General features: G+C 46.5%; 24 protein-coding genes and 1 other RNA gene. 15 read left to right on the top strand and 10 right to left on the bottom strand.

Annotated elements, in window-relative coordinates:
- The first annotated feature begins 486 nt into the window (after positions 1–486).
- Positions 487–1,362 (top strand): small-conductance mechanosensitive channel MscS, encoded by an 876-nt coding sequence (mscS, locus tag C7B16_RS17510; protein WP_000389807.1) that lies wholly within the window; start codon positions 487–489, stop codon positions 1,360–1,362.
- A gap of 41 nt (positions 1,363–1,403) precedes the next feature.
- Here the strand turns inward: mscS and dctP are convergent, their stop codons facing one another.
- Together dctP and C7B16_RS17500 are read right to left on the bottom strand one after the other, a co-directional pair.
- Positions 1,404–2,447: a TRAP transporter substrate-binding protein DctP gene (dctP, locus tag C7B16_RS17505; RefSeq protein ID WP_107179950.1), complete on the bottom strand. Its 1,044-nt coding sequence runs from the start codon at positions 2,445–2,447 to the stop codon at positions 1,404–1,406.
- A 54-nt stretch (positions 2,448–2,501) separates the two neighbouring features.
- Positions 2,502–3,431 carry a hypothetical protein gene (locus C7B16_RS17500; RefSeq protein ID WP_016249173.1) on the bottom strand — a complete coding sequence of 310 codons (930 nt, stop codon included), beginning with the start codon at positions 3,429–3,431 and terminating at the stop codon, positions 2,502–2,504.
- Between the two features lie 214 nt (positions 3,432–3,645).
- Here C7B16_RS17500 and argO point away from each other — a divergent pair, with 214 nt between their 5' ends.
- The 3 genes from argO to srsR all read left to right on the top strand — a co-directional run bounded on the left by argO (position 3,646) and on the right by srsR (position 6,179).
- On the top strand, positions 3,646–4,281 hold the full coding sequence (gene argO / locus C7B16_RS17495) for an arginine exporter ArgO (RefSeq protein ID WP_000493344.1): 636 nt from the start codon (positions 3,646–3,648) through the stop codon (positions 4,279–4,281).
- Positions 4,282–4,373: 92 nt separating this feature from the next.
- Complete coding sequence (locus tag C7B16_RS17490) at positions 4,374–5,114, top strand: oxidative stress defense protein (RefSeq protein ID WP_000669823.1); 741 nt, start codon at positions 4,374–4,376, stop codon at positions 5,112–5,114.
- 168 nt (positions 5,115–5,282) lie between these two features.
- Positions 5,283–6,179, top strand: coding sequence for a LysR family transcriptional regulator SrsR (srsR, locus tag C7B16_RS17485; RefSeq protein WP_000350787.1), 897 nt, complete (start codon positions 5,283–5,285; stop codon positions 6,177–6,179).
- On the opposite strand, the gene scpC is transcribed toward srsR, so the two are convergent.
- The 5 genes from scpC to argP form a co-directional block, all read right to left on the bottom strand.
- Positions 6,176–7,654, bottom strand: a complete 1,479-nt coding sequence (scpC, locus tag C7B16_RS17480) for a propionyl-CoA:succinate CoA transferase (protein WP_000063070.1) — start codon at positions 7,652–7,654, stop codon at positions 6,176–6,178. The genes srsR and scpC overlap by 4 nt on opposite strands.
- Before the next feature lie 25 nt (positions 7,655–7,679).
- Positions 7,680–8,465 (bottom strand): methylmalonyl-CoA decarboxylase, encoded by a 786-nt coding sequence (scpB, locus tag C7B16_RS17475; protein WP_085449223.1) that lies wholly within the window; start codon positions 8,463–8,465, stop codon positions 7,680–7,682.
- 10 nt (positions 8,466–8,475) lie between these two features.
- Positions 8,476–9,471, bottom strand: a complete 996-nt coding sequence (gene meaB, locus C7B16_RS17470; RefSeq protein ID WP_000606737.1) for a methylmalonyl Co-A mutase-associated GTPase MeaB — start codon at positions 9,469–9,471, stop codon at positions 8,476–8,478.
- Positions 9,464–11,608, bottom strand: a complete 2,145-nt coding sequence (gene scpA / locus C7B16_RS17465) for a methylmalonyl-CoA mutase (protein WP_016249171.1) — start codon at positions 11,606–11,608, stop codon at positions 9,464–9,466. The genes meaB and scpA overlap by 8 nt, the downstream gene beginning before the upstream one ends.
- Positions 11,609–11,810: 202 nt before the next feature.
- The gene (gene argP, locus C7B16_RS17460) at positions 11,811–12,704 is read right to left on the bottom strand and encodes a DNA-binding transcriptional regulator ArgP (RefSeq protein ID WP_000828349.1); all 894 of its coding nucleotides are present in this window, start codon (positions 12,702–12,704) and stop codon (positions 11,811–11,813) included.
- Between the two features lie 375 nt (positions 12,705–13,079).
- On the opposite strand from argP, the gene rpiA reads away from it, so the two are divergent.
- The 10 genes from rpiA to fucO all read left to right on the top strand — a co-directional run bounded on the left by rpiA (position 13,080) and on the right by fucO (position 22,316).
- Positions 13,080–13,739, top strand: a complete 660-nt coding sequence (gene rpiA, locus C7B16_RS17455; protein WP_016249170.1) for a ribose-5-phosphate isomerase RpiA — start codon at positions 13,080–13,082, stop codon at positions 13,737–13,739.
- Positions 13,740–13,997: 258 nt separating this feature from the next.
- Positions 13,998–15,230, top strand: a complete 1,233-nt coding sequence (gene serA / locus C7B16_RS17450) for a phosphoglycerate dehydrogenase (protein WP_001151616.1) — start codon at positions 13,998–14,000, stop codon at positions 15,228–15,230.
- A gap of 255 nt (positions 15,231–15,485) precedes the next feature.
- Positions 15,486–15,530 carry a hypothetical protein gene (locus tag C7B16_RS25820; RefSeq protein ID WP_370567170.1) on the top strand — a complete coding sequence of 15 codons (45 nt, stop codon included), beginning with the start codon at positions 15,486–15,488 and terminating at the stop codon, positions 15,528–15,530.
- A gap of 324 nt (positions 15,531–15,854) precedes the next feature.
- Entirely contained in the window at positions 15,855–16,337 is a 483-nt protein-coding gene (locus C7B16_RS17445) for a PTS sugar transporter subunit IIA (RefSeq protein WP_000676303.1), read from the top strand.
- Between the two features lie 20 nt (positions 16,338–16,357).
- Positions 16,358–16,636: a PTS sugar transporter subunit IIB gene (locus tag C7B16_RS17440; RefSeq protein ID WP_000725251.1), complete on the top strand. Its 279-nt coding sequence runs from the start codon at positions 16,358–16,360 to the stop codon at positions 16,634–16,636.
- Positions 16,637–16,667: 31 nt separating this feature from the next.
- Positions 16,668–18,035 carry a PTS galactitol transporter subunit IIC gene (locus tag C7B16_RS17435; RefSeq protein ID WP_107179949.1) on the top strand — a complete coding sequence of 456 codons (1,368 nt, stop codon included), beginning with the start codon at positions 16,668–16,670 and terminating at the stop codon, positions 18,033–18,035.
- A 41-nt stretch (positions 18,036–18,076) separates the two neighbouring features.
- A complete protein-coding gene (locus C7B16_RS17430; protein ID WP_000566770.1) occupies positions 18,077–20,134 on the top strand; it encodes a BglG family transcription antiterminator in 2,058 nt (685 codons plus the stop codon).
- Positions 20,135–20,154: 20 nt separating this feature from the next.
- Positions 20,155–20,808 (top strand): class II aldolase/adducin family protein, encoded by a 654-nt coding sequence (locus C7B16_RS17425; protein ID WP_000889975.1) that lies wholly within the window; start codon positions 20,155–20,157, stop codon positions 20,806–20,808.
- A gap of 33 nt (positions 20,809–20,841) precedes the next feature.
- Positions 20,842–21,108: an HPr family phosphocarrier protein gene (locus C7B16_RS17420; RefSeq protein WP_016249169.1), complete on the top strand. Its 267-nt coding sequence runs from the start codon at positions 20,842–20,844 to the stop codon at positions 21,106–21,108.
- A gap of 56 nt (positions 21,109–21,164) precedes the next feature.
- A complete protein-coding gene (fucO, locus tag C7B16_RS17415; RefSeq protein ID WP_000184888.1) occupies positions 21,165–22,316 on the top strand; it encodes a lactaldehyde reductase in 1,152 nt (383 codons plus the stop codon).
- Between the two features lie 24 nt (positions 22,317–22,340).
- Here fucO and C7B16_RS17410 read toward each other — a convergent pair whose 3' ends face one another.
- The 3 genes from C7B16_RS17410 to zapA all read right to left on the bottom strand — a co-directional run bounded on the left by C7B16_RS17410 (position 22,341) and on the right by zapA (position 23,518).
- Positions 22,341–22,943, bottom strand: a complete 603-nt coding sequence (locus tag C7B16_RS17410; protein ID WP_107179948.1) for a 5-formyltetrahydrofolate cyclo-ligase — start codon at positions 22,941–22,943, stop codon at positions 22,341–22,343.
- Between the two features lie 20 nt (positions 22,944–22,963).
- Positions 22,964–23,147, bottom strand: a non-coding RNA gene (gene ssrS / locus C7B16_RS17405) — 6S RNA.
- 41 nt (positions 23,148–23,188) lie between these two features.
- Complete coding sequence (gene zapA / locus C7B16_RS17400) at positions 23,189–23,518, bottom strand: cell division protein ZapA (protein WP_001276008.1); 330 nt, start codon at positions 23,516–23,518, stop codon at positions 23,189–23,191.
- 167 nt (positions 23,519–23,685) lie between these two features.
- Here zapA and ygfB point away from each other — a divergent pair, with 167 nt between their 5' ends.
- Complete coding sequence (ygfB, locus tag C7B16_RS17390) at positions 23,686–24,264, top strand: UPF0149 family protein YgfB (protein ID WP_001517036.1); 579 nt, start codon at positions 23,686–23,688, stop codon at positions 24,262–24,264.
- Positions 24,265–24,276 lie beyond the last annotated feature (12 nt).

Here is a 24,276-nt window from a genome sequence, read left to right as displayed (position 1 = left end):
CTTTTTTTCGCCAAAAGCAAAATTGCCTGATGCGCTACGCTTATCAGGCCTACACGTATCCTGCAATATATTGAATTTGCAGGTTTTTGTTGGCCGGGTAAGGCGTTCACGCCGCATCCGGCATGACAAAGCGCACATTGTCATATGTCTGAGCCCCACTCTGCGGGGCTTTTTTTCGCCAAAAGCAAAATTGCCTGATGCGCTACGCTTATCAGGCCTACACGTATCCTGCAATATATTGAATTTGCAGGTTTTTGTTGGCCGGGTAAGGCGTTCACGCCGCATCCGGCATGACAAAGCGCACATTGTCATATGTCTGAGCCCCACTCTGCGGGGCTTTTTTTCGCCAAAAGCAAGGTGATGTACTTAAGAAATTTGTGATCTATTTGGCAAAATTATACTTTATTGTTTACCCTTGTCAGACTGCCCGTCATAAGGCGGCGGAGTGTATTTCTCCATTTTGAGTCAGTTGAAAAGGAATATTGAATGGAAGATTTGAATGTTGTCGATAGCATACACGGTGCAGGTTCCTGGTTGGTGAATAATCAGGCGCTGTTGCTGAGTTATGCTGTAAACATCGTGGCGGCTCTCGCGATTATCATCATTGGTTTGATTGTCGCGCGGATGATTTCCAATGCGGTGAATCGCCTGATGATCTCCCGTAAAATTGATGCCACCGTTGCTGATTTTCTTTCTGCATTAGTCCGTTACGCAGTTATTGCCTTTACGCTAATTGCTGCACTGGGTCGCGTGGGCGTACAAACCGCATCGGTTATCGCCGTACTGGGTGCCGCAGGTTTAGCTGTAGGTTTGGCGTTGCAGGGTTCGCTGTCTAACCTGGCCGCTGGCGTGTTGCTGGTAATGTTCCGCCCGTTCCGTGCCGGTGAATATGTTGACCTCGGCGGTGTTGCCGGTACTGTGCAGAGCGTGCAGATTTTCTCTACGACTATGCGCACCGCAGACGGTAAAATTATCGTTATTCCGAACGGTAAAATTATTGCCGGTAATATTATTAACTTCTCTCGCGAGCCGGCGCGCCGTAACGAATTTATCATTGGCGTGGCGTATGATTCTGATATCGATCAGGTTAAGCAGATCCTGACTGATATTATTCAGTCCGAAGATCGTATTTTAAAAGATCGTGAAATTACCGTGCGCCTGCATGAACTTGGCGCATCCTCGGTTAATTTTATCGTTCGTGCCTGGAGCAACAGCGGTGATCTGCAAAACGTGTATTGGGACGTGCTGGAACGTATTAAACGCGAGTTTGATGCTGCTGGTATCAGCTTCCCATATCCGCAAATGGATGTGAACTTCAAGCGGGTGAAAGAGAATAAAGAGAGCGATGCGGTAACGCGTTAATCATGTAAAGCGCCCATAAGATTCATGGGCGCACTAACAATTCAATGGATTGTTCTATCAAGAAGATTGGCAACTTTTTGCATCACTTCCCTGGCATTGTCTATACCTTCAGCTTTCTGCTTTGCTACCCACTGAGCTTGTTCTTGCTGATAATCAATCGCTTTCCGCCAGGCCTCCAGTTCTGCTTTTGTCAGATAGCGAACATGTGTGCCTTCCTGTTCAAGCGTTTTTACCATGTTGATCAGATTGTTATCTAATGCCTGGCCCAGCGCCTTCTGGGTTGTAATAGCAGCTCGCTGAATCGCCTCGCGATCTTGAGTACTGAGGCTTTTCCAGGTGTGTTTATTCATCGTCAAAAGATAAACATGGCCGAGCCAGAGCGAAGGAGAGAGCAACACATTCGGCGCAGCACGTTCAGCATGGATGTCATACCCGCTATCGAGATTGACCATTAAGCCATCGAGTTTCCCGTCGCGGAGTGCTGTCGTAATTTGCTCATTCCACGGTAAGGTTACGGTTTTTGCTCCTGTATTAACTAAATAAGCCCGATGCCAGAAACTGGCTGTTCGCCAGGAAGTTCCCTGAAGAGCGGTTAATTTCATAATGGGTTTGGTAGAAAAAAAGCCTACCGGATAGCCAAGGAAAAATTGTAAGTTCACGACATTGTTACGCTCAATTTCAGCGTTAAGTTCGGGAATTTCTGCATATACGCGACGAAAGAATTCTACCTGACTGGCTCCATGCTCCGGGCCAATAGCAAAGCTCTTGAATATTTGATGAAGCGGTAATTGTTTCGCTGTGTATTCTGGCACCACTATACCCATATCAGCTTTGCTGCCATCACTTATCGTCGCCAGTGCGTCATAGCTGATGGCGATTTCACCGTTCCAGTGAGGTTCAATTTTCAAACGTCCTTGTGACTCTTTTCCAATTTCTGCAAATAATACCTCTTTAATGAGTTGTGTACGCATTCCACCATAAGGTTCATGATCGGTATAGTGAAGTATTTTTTCAGCAGCAATGTTGGGGAAAGATACCAGAAGTAACCCTGATATCAGAGAAAATAAAAAGTGTTTGAATGTCATATCAGTTCCTTCTGTAATTTTGTTGATCGTCGTTAATATTAAAAGCAGTGAACTTTAACAACTAAAATCAAACTTCATATTTTTAAAGTCCAGCCAGGCATTACCTGTGCCAAAATTATACCCGTCGAAATACTCTTCAAACTCAATATAATAAGGCGACATTCCGTCTGGTATAGGCTGCACGAGCGCCATCGAACCACCGAGATGATCGGGCAGATGTGCGCTATGCCACTGGAGAGGTTCACATTTACTCTTTCCCTCTGCATCTTTAGAAAAATAATGAATGGACTGATATTCCGTATCATTTCTTTCTGAGGGGCTAATTCCCGCATTAGGATCAAAAGCGCGCGGCTCGCATGAAATCGCCAGATTGAACGCCAGCGACTGCTCAGGAATGGTGCCCAATTTACGGTAAATAAAATTGCTTTCAGGCGTATCTTTTGGTCTGACGTTAGCCTGAAAATAACTAAATGCACTGCCAATAGTCATCCATTCTGGCGTATCTTGCTGGTCGCGATAGTGGTCAGGTATAAGTTCAGGTGGCTCGCAAAATGGGCCGTTGAACTCGTGCTGGGTTAGTAAAATTACCGCATAAGAACAACCTAATATATCTGCCATCCGAAATAGCCGTGGATGTCGTTGCTTTTCTGCCAGCCAAAAAACATAAAGATTTGGATCTTCTGGGGGCGTGCAGGATTCAAAATTTTCAAACACATCCAATATTTCTTCTGTACACGGAGTTCCGCCATCGTTGTGTTCTGGCGCAACTGCAAAGAAAGATAACGCGACAACCTCTGGTCCATAAATCCGATAGTCCTCTGGCAATAGTAGGGTAAATCCATGATTCAATGGGAAACCATTATTTGGATCCAGCGGCCACTGTTCGGGTGTTATGCCTGGTGGTAGTCCAAAGCACCAACCTTGTTGTCGCGGCATATTTTCGCGGATAGGGTAGGGGAGCAGAGTGAGATCATATGATTGCATTGTGTTAGTCCTTTACAACGCGAGCAGGGAAGCGAGCCATAACGTCGTTTACGCCATGGGGAATGTTGAGATTGTTATTCTAAAATCAGTCACCGAGTAGAATTATTTAAATTAATATTAAAATTATTTATATGCTATTAGAATTATCAATTTTATCTAATAACAATCTCGCGCTATAGTCTCTGCATCAGGTAATTAACTCGGAATTTTTAACGTGTTTTCTTATTATTTTCAAGGTCTTGCGCTTGGTGCGGCTATGATCCTGCCGCTCGGTCCGCAAAATGCTTTTGTGATGAATCAGGGCATTCGCCGTCAGTACCACATAATGATTGCCTTACTTTGTGCAATCAGCGATTTAGTCCTGATTTGCGCCGGGATTTTTGGCGGTAGCGCGTTACTGATGCAGTCTCCGTGGTTATTGGCATTAGTGACCTGGGGTGGTGTTGCCTTTTTGTTGTGGTATGGCTTTGGCGCTTTTAAAACTGCGATGGGCAGTAATATTGAACTGGCGAGTGCCGAAGTGATGAAACAGGGGCGATGGAAAATTATCGCCACCATGCTGGCGGTGACCTGGCTGAATCCGCATGTCTATCTGGATACCTTTGTGGTACTGGGCAGCCTGGGCGGTCAACTTGATCCTGACCCAAAACGTTGGTTTGCATTCGGGACGATTAGCGCCTCTTTCCTGTGGTTTTTTGGCCTGGCGTTATTAGCCGCCTGGCTGGCACCGCGTTTGCGTACCGCCAAAGCGCAGCGCATTATCAATTTCGTGGTGGGCTGCGTGATGTGGTTTATCGCTCTACAACTGGCGAAAGAGGGGATTGCCCATGCACAAGCCTTGTTCAGTTAGGTGCTATCTGATGGAAAATTAAAACAGAGACGCTAAGCTTGCCTCCAGAGGTCCTGAATTTTGGGCAAGTCAATTAACACGGAGAGACTAACGTGAAGTTCAAAGTTATCGCCCTGGCGGCATTGATGGGTTTCAGCGGAATGGCAGTACAGGCCAATGAACTACCGGATGGTCCGCATATTGTCACTTCAGGAACAGCAAGCGTGGATGCGGTGCCAGACATTGCCACCCTTGCGATTGAAGTCAACGTGGCAGCGAAGGATGCCGCGACCGCCAAGAAGCAGGCGGATGAGCGTGTGGCGCAATATATCTCTTTCCTTGAACTCAATCAGATCGCGAAAAAAGATATCAGCTCTGCAAATTTACGCACCCAGCCTGATTACGATTACCAGGATGGTAAAAGTATTCTGAAAGGCTACCGGGCGGTGAGAACGGTGGAAGTAACGCTTCGTCAGTTAGACAAACTGAATTCTTTGCTGGATGGCGCGCTGAAGGCCGGGCTTAACGAAATTCGTTCTGTTTCCTTGGGTGTGGCGCAACCTGATGCCTATAAAGATAAAGCGCGTAAGGCGGCGATTGATAATGCGATTCATCAGGCACAGGAGCTGGCGAACGGCTTTAATCGCAAGTTGGGTCCGGTATATAGCGTGCGCTACCATGTTTCCAACTATCAGCCCAGCCCGATGGTTCGAATGATGAAAGCTGATGCCGCGCCGGTTTCCACTCAGGAAACTTACGAGCAGGCTGCTATTCAGTTTGATGATCAGGTTGATGTGGTCTTCCAGTTAGAACCTGTTGATCAGCAACCTGCAAAAACACCTACCGCACAATAATACTTTTAGCCCGACGCCTTTGTCGGGCTAATGTCTTCACCTGATATCGCCTCCTTTTTCTGTAATTTTCTGTAAAACCATGATGCAATCACCTATCTTTGCACGCGATTTCATCAAAGATTGAATAACTGAAACGGTTAAGCGGACAGTGATGTTTGGGGAGAGGGTATGGATATTTTTATTTCAAAAAAGATGCGCAATTTTATTTTATTAGCGCAAACTAATAATATTGCCCGGGCAGCAGAGAAAATACATATGACGGCGTCGCCGTTCGGCAAAAGTATTGCCGCGCTGGAGGAGCAAATTGGTTATACATTGTTTACCCGTAAAGATAACAATATTAGTCTTAATAAAGCTGGACAGGAACTTTATCAAAAACTTTTTCCGGTTTACCAACGAATTTCTGCTATTGATAATGAAATTCATAATTCCGGGCGTCGTTCTCGTGAAATTGTAATTGGTATAGATAATACCTATCCGACGATTATTTTTGATCAGCTAATCAGCCTTGGTGATAAATATGAAGGGGTGACAGCCCAGCCGGTTGAGTTTAGTGAGAATGGGGTTATTGATAATCTCTTCCACCACCAGTTTGATTTTATTATCTCTCCGCAGCATGTCTCCGGGCGTGTAAAGGGGTTGGAGAGCCTGACTATCAGCGAACTTTCGCCGCTGCGACTGGGGTTTCTCGTTTCTCGCCGTTTTGAAGAACGCCAGGAGCAGGAGTTATTACAGGAGCTGCCGTGGTTACAGATGCGCTTTCAGAACCGCGCTAACTATGAAGCGATGATTGATGCGAACATGCGTCCTTGTGGGATTAATCCAACAATCATTTATCGTCCCTACAGTTTTATGGCCAAAATAAGCGCCGTTGAGCGCGGACATTTCCTGACAGTCATTCCACATTTTGCCTGGCGGCTGGTGAACCCGGCAACGCTGAAATATTTTGATGCGCCGCATACGCCAATGTATATGCAGGAATACCTCTATTCACTGAAAAACCATCGCTATACCGCCACGATGCTACAGCAAATTTCTGAAGATCGTGACGGTACGAGCAATTAACTCAGCATCGAGCCAGTTTCGATCAAGTTACGATGCAGATCGAAAACGTGGCTAAGATCGTGGTGAATATGCCCACCAGGTGCATTTTCCAGATAGTGATGCAGATAGTCACGGTACATGGGATGGGCACAGTTATCGATGATAGCGCGTGCGCGCTGAAGTGGGGAGAGGCCGCGCAGGTCGGCAATCCCTTGTTCAGTGATGATCACTTTCACGCTGTGTTCGCTGTGATCGACATGGCTACACATTGGCACGATAGTTGATATCTTGCCTTCTTTGGCGATCGACGGTGCCATAAAGATCGACAGGTAAGCATTGCGTTCAAAATCGCCGCTGCCGCCGATACCGTTCATCAAATTAACTCCGGCAACATGCGTTGAGTTGGCATGTCCGTAAATATCAAACTCCAGACCCACGTTCAGAGCGATAACACCAAGGCGGCGGATAATTTCCGGGTTATTGGAAATCTCCTGCGGACGTAACACAATGCGGCTGGAGAAGTAGTCCATATTGTCGTAAATCTTACGCAGTGAATCGGCAGAGATTGTCAGACTGGAGGCGCTGGCACCGGTGATTTTGCCGGTTTCCAGAAGATGAACCACCGATTCCTGTAGCACTTCCGAATACATCATAAACGGTGGAATATCCGGGTTATCTCCGAGACGTGCCATTACCGCATTATTGATGTTGCCAACCCCACTTTGCAATGGCAAAAACTCCGGTGGAATACGCCCCTGTGCCATTTCACGTAACAGAAAGGTGACTACATTGTCAGCGATTTGCTGGCACATGGGATTTTGCTTATCCAGGATATTACCTGCATCAGGTAAGTTGGTTTCCACGACCGCAACAATCTTTTTCGGATCAATGTGCACATAACGAGTACCGACGCGATCCATTGCATGGAAGATCGAAACGCTATTGCGCCGCGGTGGTGCTCCTGGAATCACAATATCTGCCAGTTCCGCAACGCGCGGATCGTGATAGTGATTGAGTTCAATGATCACTTTCTTTGCCTGCAGTAACCAGGTCGGCGCGTTACCGATCCCACTGGTCAACCAGACACGTCCATCCGGTGCGATCTCTGAAGCTTCAATTACCGCAACATCAATGTCACCGAAGAAGCCGTAGTTGACCATTTGCGCTACTTCGCTCAAATGTAGATCAACAAAACTGACCGCACCCTGATTGATCTTTTTGCGTAATCCAGATGATGTTTGATACGGAGCGCGCCACGAAACAGCGTCAGCTTCAGAGAGTACATCATCGGCGGCGGCGCTAATTGACGCTCCGGTTAGCAGGCGAATTTGGTACGGTTTTTTCGCCTCATGCTGTTCATTGGCACGACGGGCAATAGCAGCAGGCAGGGCTTTAGGTGAACCCGCAGGGGTAAAGCCGCTGAATGCCACCATATCGTTGTGCCGGATAATTTCCGCCGCTTCATCGGCGGTCATCCTTGCCCAGGTCATACTCATCCTTTACTCCTTTGTTCGCAGATCATTAATGACCGACGAAATTAGGTTTACGTTTTTCCAGGAAGGCGTTCATACCTTCCTGATAATCCTCGCTGTCATAAACCTCCCGGCGCATCCCCTGAATACGTTCAAACTCATCTGAATTCATGGTGTGTGCTTCGCCCAACACGCGCAGTTCTTCCTTGATTACCGCAATCGCCAGCGGTGCTTTTTCGGAAATGTGGTGAGCCATTTGTAAGGTGAAATCTTCCAGCTCGTTGATGTCAACAACGTGGTTGAGAATGCCAACAGCCAGCGCGCGTTGGGCTGTGATTGGCGAAGCGGTAAAAATCAGCTCTTTGACAATGTGGAAACCCGCGTCACGGGTCAGGTTGTGAATGCCGACCAGGTTATATGGGACGCCGAGGTTAACTGGCGTCATTGAGAAGGTGGAGGTGCTGGCGGCGATGATCAGATCGGAACTCATGATCATTTCAAATGCGCCTCCCCAGACGCTCCCTTCAACCATCGAAATTACCGGTTTGGGGCATTTTTGGATCATGCGGGTGATTTGGCGTAGCGGATCATCGTAGGAGAGTGGATCGCGGCCGCCTGATGGCAGTTCATGAATATCGTGACCTGCGGAGAACACTTTGGAACCACTCGGGGCACGCAGAATGATACAACGGATTTCCGGACGGTTGAGATCGCTTAATGCCTGGAGCAGGTCATCAATAAAGACTTTACTTAATGCATTGAGTTTGCGGCCATAGTTAAACTCAATTACCGCAACTTTGTTGATGGTGACAATATTAACATACTGATAAGACATAAAAATTCCTTTAATCAAAATATTGAGTCTGGATAAATTCACTGAGTTGCCGCAGGCCGGTGCGCGGCGAAAGCGTGTTGTTTTTGACTGCTAATAGCGTCTGGCGGTAATAGCGATCGAAATCTTCATTAGCGAACAGGTGGTGCAGCACTTCTTCCTCGGTTTGCTTACGCAGCCATTCCACCGATTGTTGCTGCCGCATCAGGGGCAAACGACCGCTGGCGGTAAGCGCGGTTTTGAAATCGATAATCGCGTGCCAAATCTCATCGATACCGCATTTTTCCAGTGCGCTACAGGTGAGGACTCGTGGTTGCCATTCTTCATATTTGCGACGCAGAATATGTAGGGCGCTTTCGTACATATGGCGGGCAATGGCGACATTCGTGTGGTTATCGCCATCGTCTTTGTTGATGACAACCAGATCTGCCACCTCCATTAGCCCCTTTTTAATGCCCTGGAGATCATCACCACCACCGGCAATTTGTAGTGAGATAAAACAGTCGACCATGCGGGCTACTTCCGTTTCCGACTGTCCGACGCCGACGGTTTCAACGATCACCACGTCATAACCCGCCGCTTCGCATAACAGCATTAACTCCCGTGCCCGTTGGCTGGCACCGCCCAGATGACCAGATGACGGAACCGGGCGAATAAACGCCGCATCGGCACGAGCCAGTTCGGTCATACGTGTCTTGTCACCAAGGATGCTGCCACCGGTTACCGGGCTGCTGGGATCAACGGCAATCACCGCGACCTTCAACCCCTGGCGAATTAGCTGCATGCCGAAGACTTCAAGAAAGGTACTTTTCCCCGCGCCGGGTGTACCGGTAACGCCCAGCCGCAGCGCATTTCCACAGAATGGCATGATGGCATCGAGCAACAGGTTACTTAGCGCCTGATGACGCGGATGGCGGCTTTCTACCAGCGTCATGGCTTGGGCAAGTGTGGCTCGTTCACCCTCACGTAAGCGGCGAATGTTGTCTGCTAGTGTGGTTTCGTTAATCATGATGCTGGCTAATTCGGTTCAGCACATCACGTACACTGTCGAGCATGGGAGTACCCGGGCCATAAATCGCCGCCACGCCACGCTCTTGCAGGAAGGCATAATCTTGCGGTGGAATAACGCCGCCAGCGACTACACAGATATCTTCGCGCCCCCATTTTTTAAGGGCTTCGACCAGTTCCGGGATCAGCGTTTTGTGTCCAGCCGCGAGAGAGGATGCGCCCACCACATGAACGTCGTTTTCTACCGCCAGTCTGGAGATCTCTTCTGGCGTCGAGAACATCGGGCTGAGATCAACGTCAAAACCCAGATCGGAATAGGCGCTGGCAATGACTTTCGCTCCGCGATCGTGCCCATCCTGACCCATTTTTGCGATCAGAATACGTGGGCGACGACCATTGTTGGCGAGGAACAGCTCCGTTTGCGCAACAATGGCATCAAATTCGCAGGCTGATTTTTCCGACTGGTGATAACTTTGCGCAATCACGCCGGTAACACACTGACTCGGCACCAGATAACGGTCAAAAGCGGCCTCCAGTGCATCGGAAATCTCACCCAATGTCGCGCGAACGCGTGCTGCATTAACAGCGGCAGCCAGCAGGTTTTCGTTTTGCAGCGCAGCGTTAGTCAGGGCGTTCAGCGCGGCGGTTACGGCTGCATCATCACGGGTGGCACGAATGCGTTCCAGCGAAGCAATTTGCTCGTTACGAACCATCACATTGTCGATCTCCAGTACATCGGTTTTGTCTTCGTGATCCCGTTTGTACTTGTTCACGCCAACTATCACCCGTTTGCCCTGGTCGATCAGCGATTGTTCACGCGCAGATGCTTCTTCGATCATTCGTTTTGGCAAGCCCGCTTCGATCGCTTTCGCCATGCCACCGGCTTCGTCGATCTGATCAATGATGGCTCTGGCCTGTTTCACGATCTGATCAGTTAGTGACTCAACGTAATAAGAACCGGCTAGCGGATCGACGGTGCGGCAGAGTTCTGACTCTTCCTGAATAATGATCTGAGTGTTGCGGGCAATACGTGCCGAGAAATCGGTCGGCAGACCAAGAGCTTCATCAAAAGCGTTGGTATGCAGCGACTGAGTACCGCCCAGAGTCGCGGCCAGTGCCTCAATGGTGGTGCGGATAACGTTGTTATAGGGATCTTGCTCGGTGAGACTCCAGCCGGAGGTTTGACAGTGGGTACGCAGCGCCAGTGATTTCGGATCTTTGGCTCCAAATCCGCTTACCGCTTCGCTCCAGAGATAACGCGCGGCACGCAGCATGGCGATGTTCATAAACAGATCCATGCCAATACCGAAGAAGAACGACAGACGTGGGGCAAAGTCGTCAATTTTCAGACCAGCAGAGAGTGCAGCTTTGATGTACTCAATCCCATCAGCCAGGGTGAATGCCACCTGCTGCACGCAATTTGCACCCGCTTCGCCCATGTGGTAGCCGCTAATACTGATGGTATTAAAGCGCGGCATATTGCCGGAACACCAGGCGATGATATCAGCGATAATGCGCATAGACGGTTTCGGCGGGTAAATATAGGTATTGCGGCAGAGGTACTCTTTCAGGATGTCGTTCTGGATGGTGCCAGTAAGTTTATCGGGGGGAACTCCTTGCTCTTCAGCGGCCACGATATAAAACGCCAGTACTGGCAGGACTGCGCCGTTCATGGTCATTGACACCGACATTTTATCCAGTGGAATTTGGTCGAACAGCACCTTCATATCTTCTACGGTGTCTATAGCAACGCCCGCTTTTCCGACATCGCCAGCAACACGCGGATTGTCGGAGTCGTAACCGCGGTGGGTGGCGAGGTCAAAGGCAACGGAAAGACCTTTTTGCCCGGCCGCGAGGTTACGGCGATAAAAGGCGTTAGACTCTTTGGCCGTTGAGAAACCGGCATATTGGCGGATGGTCCATGGCTGGGCTGTGTACATGGTGGCGCGGGGGCCACGAACGTAGGGCGGCAAGCCAGGAAGGGTGCCTGTCACTTCCAGATTGTTGAGATCGACTTCGGTATACAGCGGCTTGATGGCGATCCCTTCCGCCGTTTGCCGTACCAGTGAGTCGACGGTTTTTTCCCGACGGCTCAACTCCTTGTTGGCAAGCTGTTGCCACTCCTGCACGTTTGACATTATTTGCTCCATAAAGCGCAATAAAAATAGGGGATTTGCGCTTACGGTGAGCTTTTTAAACGGGTTTGTCGCCAGCAAAAAAAATGCATTGAGGCGTCGTTTTTTGCCGTGTGAGATTTGTCTCTTTTGTGACGTTGTTCAAAGAAGGTAAAAAGAAAGAAGGAAAATGCCTGATATGTGCTATCAGGCATTAAGTGATTGATTAATCCTGACGAAGTACTTTGTGACCATAGTCGAGCAAAGCATCAGTGACTTTACGCATCATGCGGCTTTCTGGGGCAAAGCGATGCCAGTAGAGCATTCGCCGTTGAAACAGCCCCGGTGTCAGGTCTATCAACTCGCCGCTAGCCAGTTCTTTCTCAATTTGTAGGTGTGGGATCATACAGCAGGTTGTTCCCTGGCGAGCGAGTTGAACGAAGGCTTCTGACGAGTTAACGATATGGCACGGTACGCTACCTGGCGGCAGATCGAAGTTTTGCTGCAAAAATGCCTGGTGCATATCGTCAAGATGGTCAAACGCCACCACCGGTGCCTTGAGCAGCGCGGAGCGGCTTACTCCGTTGGGGAAGTATTTCTCAGCAAACGGTTTGGAGCTGACGAACAGATAGTCAAGCGCGCCAAGTTTATCGACAAGACAGCTTGGTAGCGCCTGATGTTGAATACTCACCGCGCCGACCACTTCGCCACGACGCAGGCGCTCCTGGGTACGGGTTTCATCTTCCACCTGTAAATTCAGACGGATAGGCGAGTCAGCCAGCACAGGAGCGAGCGCCGGAAGCAGCCAGGTTGCCAGACTGTCGGCGTTGACTGCAAGCGAAAGCAGTAGCGGGGTTGAACCGGTTTGTTCATCGCCCAGCCACTCCTCTTCCAGCAACTCAACCTGGCGAAGCAGTGCCAGCAGTTTTTGCCCTTGCTCAGTAGGCCGCGGCGGGACAGTGCGCACCAGTAACGGCTGCCCGAACATATTTTCTAGCTGCTTAATGCGCTGTGAGACGGCTGATTGCGTAATGCACAATTTCTGTGCCGCACGCTCAAATCCTCGTTCACGTATCACCGCATCCAGTGCCTGTAATGTCCTGTAGTCCGGGCGTTTCATTGCTTTAACCTACTCCTCAAATTTTCTTATGCCGAACTATGACATAATTTTGCTTTGGGTACAGAGCATTTAGCGTATGAAAAAGTAGCTATAATAGAAATTTTGGGTGGCGTTACCGTGTCTTTTTGTCTTTGTGGAGACCCGGGAAAAGTTCTGTAGAGCTTCACTTTTATCGGTGCAGCTTCAGATATGCACGCTGGTTGATAAAAGGGGTCACCCGATGCCTGCTGATATCCAGGCTTGCAGGGACGAAAGAGAATTCCCCCTATTGCCTGTTATTCATGGATGAGTTAGTCGCACGACTTGCTGACGGGGTCTGAACCGCGTTTTTTGTATATAATGCGTGTGAAATTTCATACCACAGGCGAAACGATCATGACGCAGGATGAATTGAAAAAAGCAGTAGGATGGGCGGCACTTCAGTATGTTCAGCCCGGGACCATTGTTGGTGTAGGTACAGGTTCCACCGCCGCACACTTTATTGATGCACTCGGCACGATGAAAGGTCAGATTGAAGGGGCAGTTTCCAGCTCCGATGCATCCACTGAAAAACTGAAAAGCCTTGGCATTCACGTTTTTGACCTCAATGAAGTGGACAGCCTTGGAATTTACGTCGACGGAGCAGATGAAATCAACGGCCATATGCAGATGATCAAAGGTGGCGGCGCGGCGCTGACCCGTGAAAAAATCATCGCTTCAGTCGCGAAGAAGTTTATCTGTATTGCAGATGCTTCCAAGCAGGTCGATATTCTGGGTAAATTCCCACTGCCGGTAGAAGTTATCCCGATGGCGCGTAGTGCAGTAGCTCGTCAGTTGGTGAAATTAGGCGGCCGTCCGGAATACCGTCAGGGCGTGGTGACTGATAACGGCAACGTGATTCTCGACGTTCACGGCATGGAAATTCTTGACCCGGTGGCGATGGAAAACGCAATTAACGCTATCCCTGGCGTGGTTACTGTTGGTCTGTTTGCCAACCGTGGTGCGGATGTCGCGCTGATTGGCACACCTGACGGCGTCAAAACCATTGTGAAATGATCTGACGGGGGAGTTCTCTCCCCCGTTAAAAATTTTTTTCATTGTTAAATTTGGTGACATCTGTCACGTTTTTAACCCTCTGTTACCTAACGCTCTAAACAAAGTCTTATCTCCAGCATTTTCTTCTGTTAATCAACCTTGCGTGATATTTCCTCAACATCGCGACGCAAACGTTCATATTGCCGCAATATTATTTTTTGATATGTTGAAAGGCGGATGTAAATCCACACACAACATTTCAAAGACAGGATTGGGTAAATGGCAAAGGTATCGCTGGAGAAAGACAAGATTAAGTTTCTGCTGGTAGAAGGCGTGCACCAAAAGGCGCTGGAAAGCCTTCGCGCGGCGGGTTACACCAACATCGAATTTCACAAAGGCGCGCTGGATGATGAACAATTAAAAGAATCCATCCGCGATGCCCACTTCATCGGCCTGCGATCCCGTACCCATCTGACAGAAGACGTGATCAATGCCGCAGAAAAGCTGGTCGCTATTGGTTGTTTCTGCATAGGCACAAACCAGGTTGATTTAAATGCTGCGGCAAAACGTGGGATCCCGGTATTTAACGCACCGTTTTCGAATACGCGTTCCGTTGCTGAGCTGGTGATTGGCGAACTTTTGCTGCTATTGCGCGGAGTGCCGGAGGCCAACGCTAAAGCGCACCGTGGCGTGTGGAACAAACTGGCGGCGGGTTCTTTTGAAGCTCGCGGCAAAAAGCTGGGTATCATTGGCTATGGTCATATTGGTACGCAGCTTGGCATTCTCGCGGAGTCGCTGGGGATGTATGTTTACTTCTATGATATTGAAAACAAACTGCCACTGGGCAACGCGACTCAAGTGCAACATCTTTCCGACCTGCTGAATATGAGCGACGTGGTAAGTCTGCATGTGCCAGAAAATCCGTCCACCAAAAATATGATGGGCGCGAAAGAGATTGCGCTGATGAAGCCCGGTTCGCTACTGATTAACGCCTCGCGCGGTACTGTAGTCGATATTCCGGCACTGTGTGACGCGCTGGCGAGCAAACACCTTGCTGGTGCGGCAATTGACGTATTCCCGACGGAACCGGCGACCAACAGTGATCCGTTTACCTCTCCGCTGTGCGAATTCGACAACGTCCTGCTGACGCCACACATTGGCGGTTCGACTCAGGAAGCGCAGGAGAATATCGGCCTGGAAGTTGCAGGAAAATTGATCAAGTACTCTGACAATGGCTCCACGCTTTCTGCGGTGAACTTCCCGGAAGTATCGCTGCCGTTGCACGGTGGTCGTCGTCTGATGCACATCCATGAAAACCGTCCGGGCGTGCTGACTGCGCTGAACAAAATATTTGCCGAGCAGGGCGTTAACATCGCCGCGCAGTACCTGCAAACGTCTGCTCAGATGGGCTACGTAGTTATTGATATTGAAGCCGATGAAGACGTTGCCGAAAAAGCATTGCAGGCCATGAAAGCTATTCCTGGCACCATTCGCGCCCGTTTGCTGTACTGATTCCCCTTCTCTGACAAACAACGGGCAGGTCGCTGACTTGCCCGTTTTTTTGTCCCTTTTCCCCATGCTTCTCACCACATTTGCAGGGTTGTGCAATCGCCTTTGTGAGCCTGCTCGAAGAAAGAAATCAAAGCCAGATCAATACGTTGTGTTTACTCGAAGAAGATTTACGATGGCGGTGCAGCATGGCGCTGTAACGGTAAAGCCCTCACCGAAGCGAGGGCTTAAAGGAGAAGGGGTATGATGTGACTTGTCATCATACTGATTGTACTGTTACTGATAAATTTGCCAGCTTATTAACAGTCAGTCTCAGAACCCTTACTCACTAAATTAGGTTAAAAAATAAACGATGTCAATCAGGGCGATGCAGGTGTGTCGTTTTGAGCCAATATAAATCTATATAAACAGTATCAGTCGTATTCTGGGGCGCTGGGGAAAAGTACTATATATGATCTATTCACATAATGAATATATGTAAATTACATATATCAGAATATGTGATTTCAATCGCACATTTCATCACAATTGTGGACAACTTGCTGCCGAAAATTTGTGAGCAAATAATCTTGTGGTTTTTTAAATGAGATTTATTATTCCGTTATTACGATTTAATGGGGTGTTATTATGAAAGGAATTAATCAGAATTTTACTAATGTCATTAGATTCACGGATGACCTGGTTTTTCTTCGCCAGCGTTTTATCGACTCTGATGATTTCTTTCATACTGTAAATGAAAAACTTCTGGCTGCTAATTTGGTAACAATTGACTTTCTTCAGAATATTCGTTTGCGAGAGAGAGAATATCCTACCGGATTGGCGTTGGAATCGTTTTCAATTGCTATTCCTCATACAGATATTAAATTTATAAAAGAACCATTTGTCGCTTTTTATCAACTTGCCGAAGAGATGCCATGGAATGAAATGGGGGCAGACGAAAATAAACTTAAAATCAAATTTATTATATTGTTAGGACTGGTAGATACTTCCAGTCATATTGATTTTCTACAAAATCTGATCACCTTATTTTCAACTGAGAATCATGCAGATTGGTTAAGCAAAACCCAAAGTAGCCATGACGCTACTAATTACCTTAATAAATACATTTAATTAAATTATAAGGAATTATCATGAAAAAGATTGTTGTAGCCTGTGGTAGTGGCGTAGCAACTTCACAAACAGTAGCAAGTAAAGTGGGACGTTTGTTAAAAGAAAAAGGATTTGAAGATATCAGAATTGAGGTTGTCGATCTCAAATCTCTGGATAATCATCTCCGGGATTCTGTTGCTTATGTGGCGATTACAAAAATAGATAAGGAATATCCGATCCCTGTTATAAACGGCATCGCGTTTTTAACAGGGATCGGTATGGAACAAGAATTACAAAAAATTATTAATCTTTGCCAATAGACAATTATCACGTCTACAAGGAATAAATACTATGGATTTTCTTGCGCAAATAATTAATTACATCCTGAATTTAGGTGCTCCGGTTTTCGTGCCATTTATTATGCTGTTAGCTGGGCTTTGTGTCAAAATGCGTTTTAAAGAAGCCTGTTCGGCTGCAATAACACTTGGTGTGGCTTTTGTGGGCATGAGTATGCTTATCGGCTTTATGGTTGGAGCCATCGGTGTTGCTGCTGAAGCAATGATGAAACGAACAGGACTTGAACTTAGCATCATTGATGGTGGCTGGACCACAATGGCAAATATTTCATGGGCCTGGCCATATGCGTTTTTAATGTTCCCATTGCAGATTGGCATCAATATCCTGATGCTGATGTTAAAAAAGACCGATACTTTCAATGCAGATTTATGGAATGTCTGGGGGAAAATATTTACCGCATTTATCGTTATGGGGACGGTAACGCCACTGTTTGGCTCAACCTGGGCATTAGTGATAGCATTTATCATCGCCTCTTTGCAAATTATCCTCGAACTAAAGTCTGGTGACTTACACCAGTATCGTATCGAGAAAATGACCGGGATCCCGGGAATTACCTGCACGCACCGGATGATGTTTCTCGGTGCTATTTATTATCCCTTTGATGTGTTGTTACGCAAAATTCCTTTGTTGAATAAACCAATGGATGCGGCAACGTTACGTAAGAAAGTCGGGATCTTTGCGGAAAACCATGTTATTGGTTTCATCCTCGGGATACTTTTTGGCATCGTAGCGGGTTACGATGTGGCGAAAACCTTGATGTTGGGAATACAGGCGGCTACGGCGTTACATCTATTTCCTGTCATTTCGAAGTTTTTTATGCAGGCACTATCGCCACTCTCTGAAGCGATTAGTGATTACATGAATAAACGGTTTTCAGGACGTAAGCTCTTTGTTGGTATTGACTGGCCATTTCTTGGCGGGGCGAGTGAAATTTGGTTTGTTATTATTGTCGCAATTCCTCTTACCTTGCTCTGGGCTATAATCTTACCGGGGAATAAAATTCTTCCTTTTGCCGGCATTATTAACATAGTGTTAGTGGTTCCGGCCTATCTGTTAACGCAGGGTAATACTTTACGAATGGTCATTCTTAGTTTTATTGGTATTCCATTATTTTTATTTGTGGGGACTGAGTTTGCACCCATAATTACTGAGCTGGGGAATGTGACCAAAGCGATAGACATTCCTGTAGGTAAGCTCATATCAAATAGCTGTATTGATACACCAGTGTTTACCTATGCGTTTTCTCATTTATTTCAGTTTATGCAAGGGAATTTTGTTCCATTAGTAATGGCAATAATCTGGAGTATTGGCTTTTACTTTTATTGTCGAGAGTTATCACAGGACGCGAAACAAGTAGAGTAAAAATCCTAACCCGCAATACTTATAATAAAGAGGTTGTTACTATGATTGATAACCGTATTTATGCAGTGCTGAATGCCATAGTACGTGAACCTCTTATTACCAGTGGAGAGTTGTGTAAGAAATTTGTATTAACCAGGAAACAACTCAGTTATACATTGCTTAAAATAAATGACTATCTGGCGACGAAAGAACTTTTGCCAATTTCCCGTCAACGCAGCGGTGGTTTCAGTGTTGATGCTAATGTATTAGCACTTTTTTACAGCGATATTGAATATCAGCTTAACGAGCGTTATGTCTATAGCGAAAAAGAGCGACATTATATTATACTGTTTTTATTATTGTGTCGTAATGAGAGAATTAAACTTTTTCACTTTACTCAAACATTACGTGTAAGCCAGAATACTATTCTTAATGATATTAAGAAAATTAATTCAATAACTGATCGCTACGAAGTTCTGATCGTTTATGAAAGGAGGCAGGGCTATTTTATTGAGGGCAGTGAAATCCAAAAAAGATACTTATTACTGGAGGTTGTGACTTATTGTCTTTCCAGACCATTTTTTGAGGATTTCACTGTAGAAATTACTAAAAATGTTGAACTGCACCGGAGAGTGTTTGCTGATGCACTGACCTTAATTGAACATGAGTTTAAAATATTTCTGACCGATGAGAAAATCCAGCAACTGACTTTATACATGAGTCTGGTCATGCTACGAATTAGTGCCGGGAAAATTCTACATGCTTTGCCAGAACATCTCCATGAGGTCTACCGGACTCGTGAGTTTTTAATTATAGGTGAGATTTTAAATAAAGTAGGTATTAACCAGGTTTCTGAACAATCATTTTTAACGGCGATAATTCGTAGTGCAAATATTCAGACAATTTCAGATCGTTATTTTAATCTTGAGCCATTATTGTTAGAAGGGATAGTTGCTGTTGTTAATAATTTTGAGAAATTATGCTGTATTGCCTTTCGTGACAAGGATGAGTTGATTAACAAAATCTATCAACACTGGAAGCCAGCTTATTATCGCATTATTTATAATTTTACTTATGATTCTGGAGTTTATGAATTAATTGCTCAGGAGTTTAACTATCTTCATCAACTTGTCATTCGCTCAATTAGCCCGCTGGAGAGTTTGCTGCAGCAAGGACTACCGGAAGAGGAAGTTGCCTCATTGACGGTAATATTTGGGGGATGGTTAACGCGTGAGGGGTTGCTGCATAAGGTTAAAGTGAAAAAGTCTGGAGTTGTGGTGAGCTCAGGTAATGTCACGGTTTCTACATGGATTTTCTTGACGTTACAATCGCTGCTGCCTGAAATCTACTTTCAGGATATCTTGTCATTTCGCGAGTATGAAAAATATACTAAAGAGCATGACGTTATTTTTAGCACCAGCCTTTTTTCGACCCATCGCCCTTTGTTGCTAATTAATTTACCTTTTGATAATGGACAAAAAAATACGCTACGCGGTCAGGCTCTTTCGTTATTGGGATATCAGGATAATGAATCTGTACAGGTTGAGAATGTTTTAGCTATCGTTGAACGGTATGGCACTATCCAACAACGAAAGGATCTTCGGACTGCTCTTGAAGATTACCTCTATAGCCATTCAAGACCCGTTAACAATTTAGTGGCAGCCCATCCGTTACCCTCTTTGGGCAGCTTGCTGCAGAAAGATTTTATCACTCTTGAGATGGATATACCAAAGACATGGCAAGAAGTTATTCATCAGGCAGCATTACCATTACTGAAAAATGGTGTAATCGAGTCATGTTATATATCTGCGATTATTAATAAGATTATTAACGAGCGGCCATATATTATGTTAGGGGAAGGGGTGATAATTGCTCATGCCGGAGTTGATGAAGGCGTTAATAAAATTGGCTTTTCATTATATCGATTACCACATCCGGTTCTGATAAATGATTATATATATGCAGATATTATCATTACATGTGCAACCCATAATACGCAGGGGCATTTAAAAGCTTTATCGCAGTTAAATAATTATCTTGAAGAATGCAATGGCGCAAAATTTATTCGTGACGCAGTAGATAAAGAAGTGATCATACGAGCGTTACAATACTACTCGTAATCAACAGAAGGAACGTTATTATGTTAGAAATACTAAAGCAGCAAGTTGTAGAAATGGCAAAAACGACCCAACAGTGGGGGATGTGTAAGCACAAAGCCGGGAATACCAGTGTCCGGGATCCAGAAACGGGGCTTATCTGTGTTACACCAACCACCGTTGACAAAAATGAATTAACCGTTCGGGATATCGTTGTCCTTTCTCCAGAGGGAGAAATTGTCGAAAACCTTTCCGGGCTGCGACCCACCAGTGAATGTATGATGCACCTGCAGGCCTACCGGACACGGCAGGATATTCACGCTGTTTGTCATACGCATTCACGTTTTGCTTCCATTTTTGCAGTACTGGAAAAAAGTATCCCCGCGGTTATTTATGAATGTGCAATTTTAAATCTGCAACAGGGGATTGTACCCGTTGCACCATTTGCATTACCTGGTACTCAAGAGCTGGCATTAAGTATCATTGAGCCCCTACAACAAGCCGATGCTATTTTATTAGGTCGCCATGGAGCGATGACCGTTGATGTGTCGTCTTATGATGCTGTATTAAAATCCGCCTACCTGGAAGAACTGGCTGAAATTTATTATCACACACTACTGGTAAATGGTCTGCAGGAACCGAAAGTATTTAGTGGTGAGGAACTGGCATGCTGGTCGTATCCACAGGTTATTAGATGAGCCACTATTAGCTATAGAGAAATTAGGTGGCCTATGATTAAAGAAATAGTGTGGGTGACAAACAAAACGGGGCTTCATGCCCGACCTGCAAGTGTACTAGCGAAAACTGTAAGACAATTTCAATGTGTGACAACCTTAAACTATAAGGGAAAAAATATCAAACCACACAGTGCGATGGCGTTATTAACGGCAGGTATCAAAGCTAACTCTCAAGTTGAACTGATTTGTGAAGGTGTTGATGAACAGCAAGCAATTTCGGAGTTGAAAAGATTATTTGCTATTGGTTTTGGTCATGATTAAACGAAAAATTTATTAATCCATTTATAACACAACATCCGTTGAATAAGGAAATCATTGTGACAAACAGAATCGTACTTAATCCCATTGCCTATTTTGGTAATGGGGCGATAAAACGCATCCTTGATGAAGTAAAAAAACGAAAATTAACAAAAGCATTTATTGTAACGGACTCAGAGATTGTCCGGTGCGGTGTAAACGAAAAAATAACTAACTTATTAAAGCACAACGATCTCACTTACACAGTATTCGATGGCGTTGAAGCGAATCCAACAATAGAAAATGTACAAGCTGGCGTCAGGGCGTTTAAGTGCAGTAATGCAGATTATTTGATTGCGGTAGGGGGCGGTTCTTCAATCGATACGGCTAAAGCAATTGGAATAATTATTGCTAATCCTGGTTTTGCCGATGTTCGTTCTCTGGAAGGGGGCGCAGCCACAGAGAACCCTGCGATACCGACTATTGCTGTTCCAACTACAGCGGGGACTGCGGCAGAAGTGACCATTAACTATGTCATCACAGATGTGGAGAATAGGCGCAAATTTGTTTGTTACGATCCACATTCTGTACCAGTGGCTTCAATTATTGATGCAGACATGATGTCTTCTATGCCGCCATCATTAAAAGCGGCAACCGGGATTGATGCACTCACACATGCGATTGAAGGTTACACCACTCTCGGCGCATGGACGTTGACAGATATGTTCCATATACAAGCGATTGGACTCATTGCCGATGCGCTAAGAGCTTCCGTGGCAGGAGATACACAGGCGAGCGAAGATATGGCGCTGGGACAATACATTGCCGGGATGGGCTTTTCAAATGTTGGGTTGGGGTTGGTGCACGGCATGGCGCACCCGTTGAGTGCATTTTACGGTACGCCTCATGGCGTGGCGAATGCTGTTTTGCTACCGTCTATCATGGAGTGGAATGCGGAATTTACCGAGGAGAAATATCGCAATATAGCGGCAGCGTTTGATATACCGCAAGCGTATACCATGCCATTATCCGAAGCGCGTAGAGAGGCAGTGAACGCGGTTCGAAGACTTAATCAGGATATCGGTATTCCATCACGCTTACGCGAAATTGGGATGAAAGAAGAGGATGTGATGGCTTTAGCGACTGCCGCTATGGCTGACATTTGTACAGGGGGCAATCCTCGGCCTGTAACCTTGACGGATATCCAGCAGCTTTATCGTCAAATGTATTAATTACTCTATGGGAGTGTGTCGTCCTCACCACTCCCAGACTTTTGACGGTGTAACCACCGCAGGTAGCGGAATATCCCACTCTTCGACAGGAAGTTTTTCTACTAACTGACAATCATGTGCATAACCAACTGGCTGCATTTTATAGTGCTGCCAGTTTTGCAATGTCCGATCATAAAAACCGCCACCCATTCCCAGGCGTTGACCGTACTTATCAAAGGCTACCAGCGGTGTTATGAGGACATCTAATTGGGAAAGGGGAAGTACATCGCGCACGTCCAGTTTCGGCTCGTGGATTTTTAATCTGTTCACCACCAGTTCACTTTGCGGATGGTAATTCAGGAACAGTAAGTTACCGACACTAAAGGGATGCAAAACTGGAAGATATACGCGCTTACCGGCACGCCAGAGCTGTTCTATGAGCGGTTGGGTGTCGAGTTCGCCATCAAATGAGAGAAAAACGGCAACCGTATGCGCCATTACAACAGGGAGGTAGTTCATCATCCGGGTTGCGGCCTGCTGACCCATTTCGCGTTGTTGCTCCGGCGTTAAGGCACGACGGCGATGCCGAATCATTTTACGGATTTCTTGTCGGGATAATGTAAGTGGAAGTTCTGGTAGTTGTGTCATGGCTGGTGCCAGATAAGAAGGGAATCTCCGAGATGCCGCCGCAGGCTGTAACCCTTGAACCCTTGGTTCAAGGTGAATGTGTCGTCGCAGTTTTAAGGCTTCTCGGACGAACCGAGCATGCTCACCAACCACGGAGCGCCACATTCTTGTGGTATGAAATATCGGCTCAGGGGACTGACCCGCTTGCGAACATCTCAGAGAAATTTTGTCTTCACGTTTACTCTACCACAGTAAACCGAAAAGTGTCATTCAAAGTTTTGGTTCGTTTTTTCGGTGATGCGACCTTGTTCAAGTAACGCTTGTTCTATGGTCTGTTGCAGCATCCGAATACGCTGTTCCATACTTGCCGCGTAGTCACGAGTCTTCGCTTTTTCTTGCGCTAACTCATAGCTGATGTTCAATGCAGCAATGAAAACCAACTGTTCTGTATTTGTGACTCTAGTGCGTTCTTTCAGATCTTGCAACCGTTGGTTCAGATCGTCCGCAGCCTGATTCAACGCATCCCTTTGGTCAGGCGGGCAGTTCACACGCAGTGAACGGCCAAAAATTTGGATATCGACGGGTTGTGCAGACATGCCACCTTCCTGCTGATTGACTGCGCTGCCTTCGCCTTCAGACCTTTGGTCTGCGAAGGGGCGAAACTATAGCTACCCTGGTGCAATGAGACAAGCCCTTTTCTGGTTCACCAGGGTCCAAAGTGATAGCATATCATGAATCTTCCTCCCTTTGATGTCGAATGCTTATGTCTATACAGAACGAAATGCCTGGTTACAACGAGATGAACCAGTATCTGAACCAACAAGGGACAGGTCTGACCCCTGCTGAAATGCATGGTTTAATCAGCGGGATGCTTTGCGGTGGCAATGATGACAGCTCATGGCTGCCGCTGCTTCATGACCTGACGAACGAAGGCATGGCTTTCGGTCATGAGCTGGCACAGGCATTGCGTAAAATGCACTCTGCTACCAGCGATGCCCTGCAAGATGACGGCTTCCTTTTTCAGCTTTATCTGCCTGATGGCGATGATGTCAGCGTTTTCGATCGCGCTGATGCACTGGCAGGCTGGGTAAATCACTTCCTGCTTGGTCTTGGTGTCACACAACCGAAGCTCGACAAAGTGACCGGTGAAACCGGTGAAGCTATTGACGATTTGCGTAACATTGCACAACTGGGCTACGACGAAGACGAAGATCAGGAAGAGCTGGAAATGTCCCTCGAAGAGATCATTGAATACGTTCGTGTTGCTGCGCTGTTATGTCACGACACCTTTACCCATCCGCAACCGACCGCGCCAGAAGTACAAAAGCCGACTCTACACTAAAAACAAAAAACG

It is taken from the genome of Escherichia sp. 20412-1 (assembly GCF_003027595.1).
Classification (GTDB): domain Bacteria; phylum Pseudomonadota; class Gammaproteobacteria; order Enterobacterales; family Enterobacteriaceae; genus Escherichia; species Escherichia marmotae.
This window is presented reverse-complemented; position numbering and strand designations above follow the sequence as displayed.

Coding starts and splice junctions, on each gene's coding strand:
- mscS (WP_000389807.1), top strand. CDS start 487: ATGGAAGATTTGAATGTTGTCGATAGCATACACGGTGCAGGTTCCTGG.
- dctP (WP_107179950.1), bottom strand. CDS start 2,447: ATGACATTCAAACACTTTTTATTTTCTCTGATATCAGGGTTACTTCTG.
- C7B16_RS17500 (WP_016249173.1), bottom strand. CDS start 3,431: ATGCAATCATATGATCTCACTCTGCTCCCCTACCCTATCCGCGAAAAT.
- srsR (WP_000350787.1), top strand. CDS start 5,283: ATGGATATTTTTATTTCAAAAAAGATGCGCAATTTTATTTTATTAGCG.
- scpC (WP_000063070.1), bottom strand. CDS start 7,654: ATGAGTATGACCTGGGCAAGGATGACCGCCGATGAAGCGGCGGAAATT.
- scpB (WP_085449223.1), bottom strand. CDS start 8,465: ATGTCTTATCAGTATGTTAATATTGTCACCATCAACAAAGTTGCGGTA.
- meaB (WP_000606737.1), bottom strand. CDS start 9,471: ATGATTAACGAAACCACACTAGCAGACAACATTCGCCGCTTACGTGAG.
- scpA (WP_016249171.1), bottom strand. CDS start 11,608: ATGTCAAACGTGCAGGAGTGGCAACAGCTTGCCAACAAGGAGTTGAGC.
- argP (WP_000828349.1), bottom strand. CDS start 12,704: ATGAAACGCCCGGACTACAGGACATTACAGGCACTGGATGCGGTGATA.
- rpiA (WP_016249170.1), top strand. CDS start 13,080: ATGACGCAGGATGAATTGAAAAAAGCAGTAGGATGGGCGGCACTTCAG.
- serA (WP_001151616.1), top strand. CDS start 13,998: ATGGCAAAGGTATCGCTGGAGAAAGACAAGATTAAGTTTCTGCTGGTA.
- C7B16_RS17445 (WP_000676303.1), top strand. CDS start 15,855: ATGAAAGGAATTAATCAGAATTTTACTAATGTCATTAGATTCACGGAT.
- C7B16_RS17440 (WP_000725251.1), top strand. CDS start 16,358: ATGAAAAAGATTGTTGTAGCCTGTGGTAGTGGCGTAGCAACTTCACAA.
- C7B16_RS17435 (WP_107179949.1), top strand. CDS start 16,668: ATGGATTTTCTTGCGCAAATAATTAATTACATCCTGAATTTAGGTGCT.
- C7B16_RS17430 (WP_000566770.1), top strand. CDS start 18,077: ATGATTGATAACCGTATTTATGCAGTGCTGAATGCCATAGTACGTGAA.
- C7B16_RS17425 (WP_000889975.1), top strand. CDS start 20,155: ATGTTAGAAATACTAAAGCAGCAAGTTGTAGAAATGGCAAAAACGACC.
- C7B16_RS17420 (WP_016249169.1), top strand. CDS start 20,842: ATGATTAAAGAAATAGTGTGGGTGACAAACAAAACGGGGCTTCATGCC.
- C7B16_RS17410 (WP_107179948.1), bottom strand. CDS start 22,943: ATGACACAACTACCAGAACTTCCACTTACATTATCCCGACAAGAAATC.
- zapA (WP_001276008.1), bottom strand. CDS start 23,518: ATGTCTGCACAACCCGTCGATATCCAAATTTTTGGCCGTTCACTGCGT.
- ygfB (WP_001517036.1), top strand. CDS start 23,686: ATGTCTATACAGAACGAAATGCCTGGTTACAACGAGATGAACCAGTAT.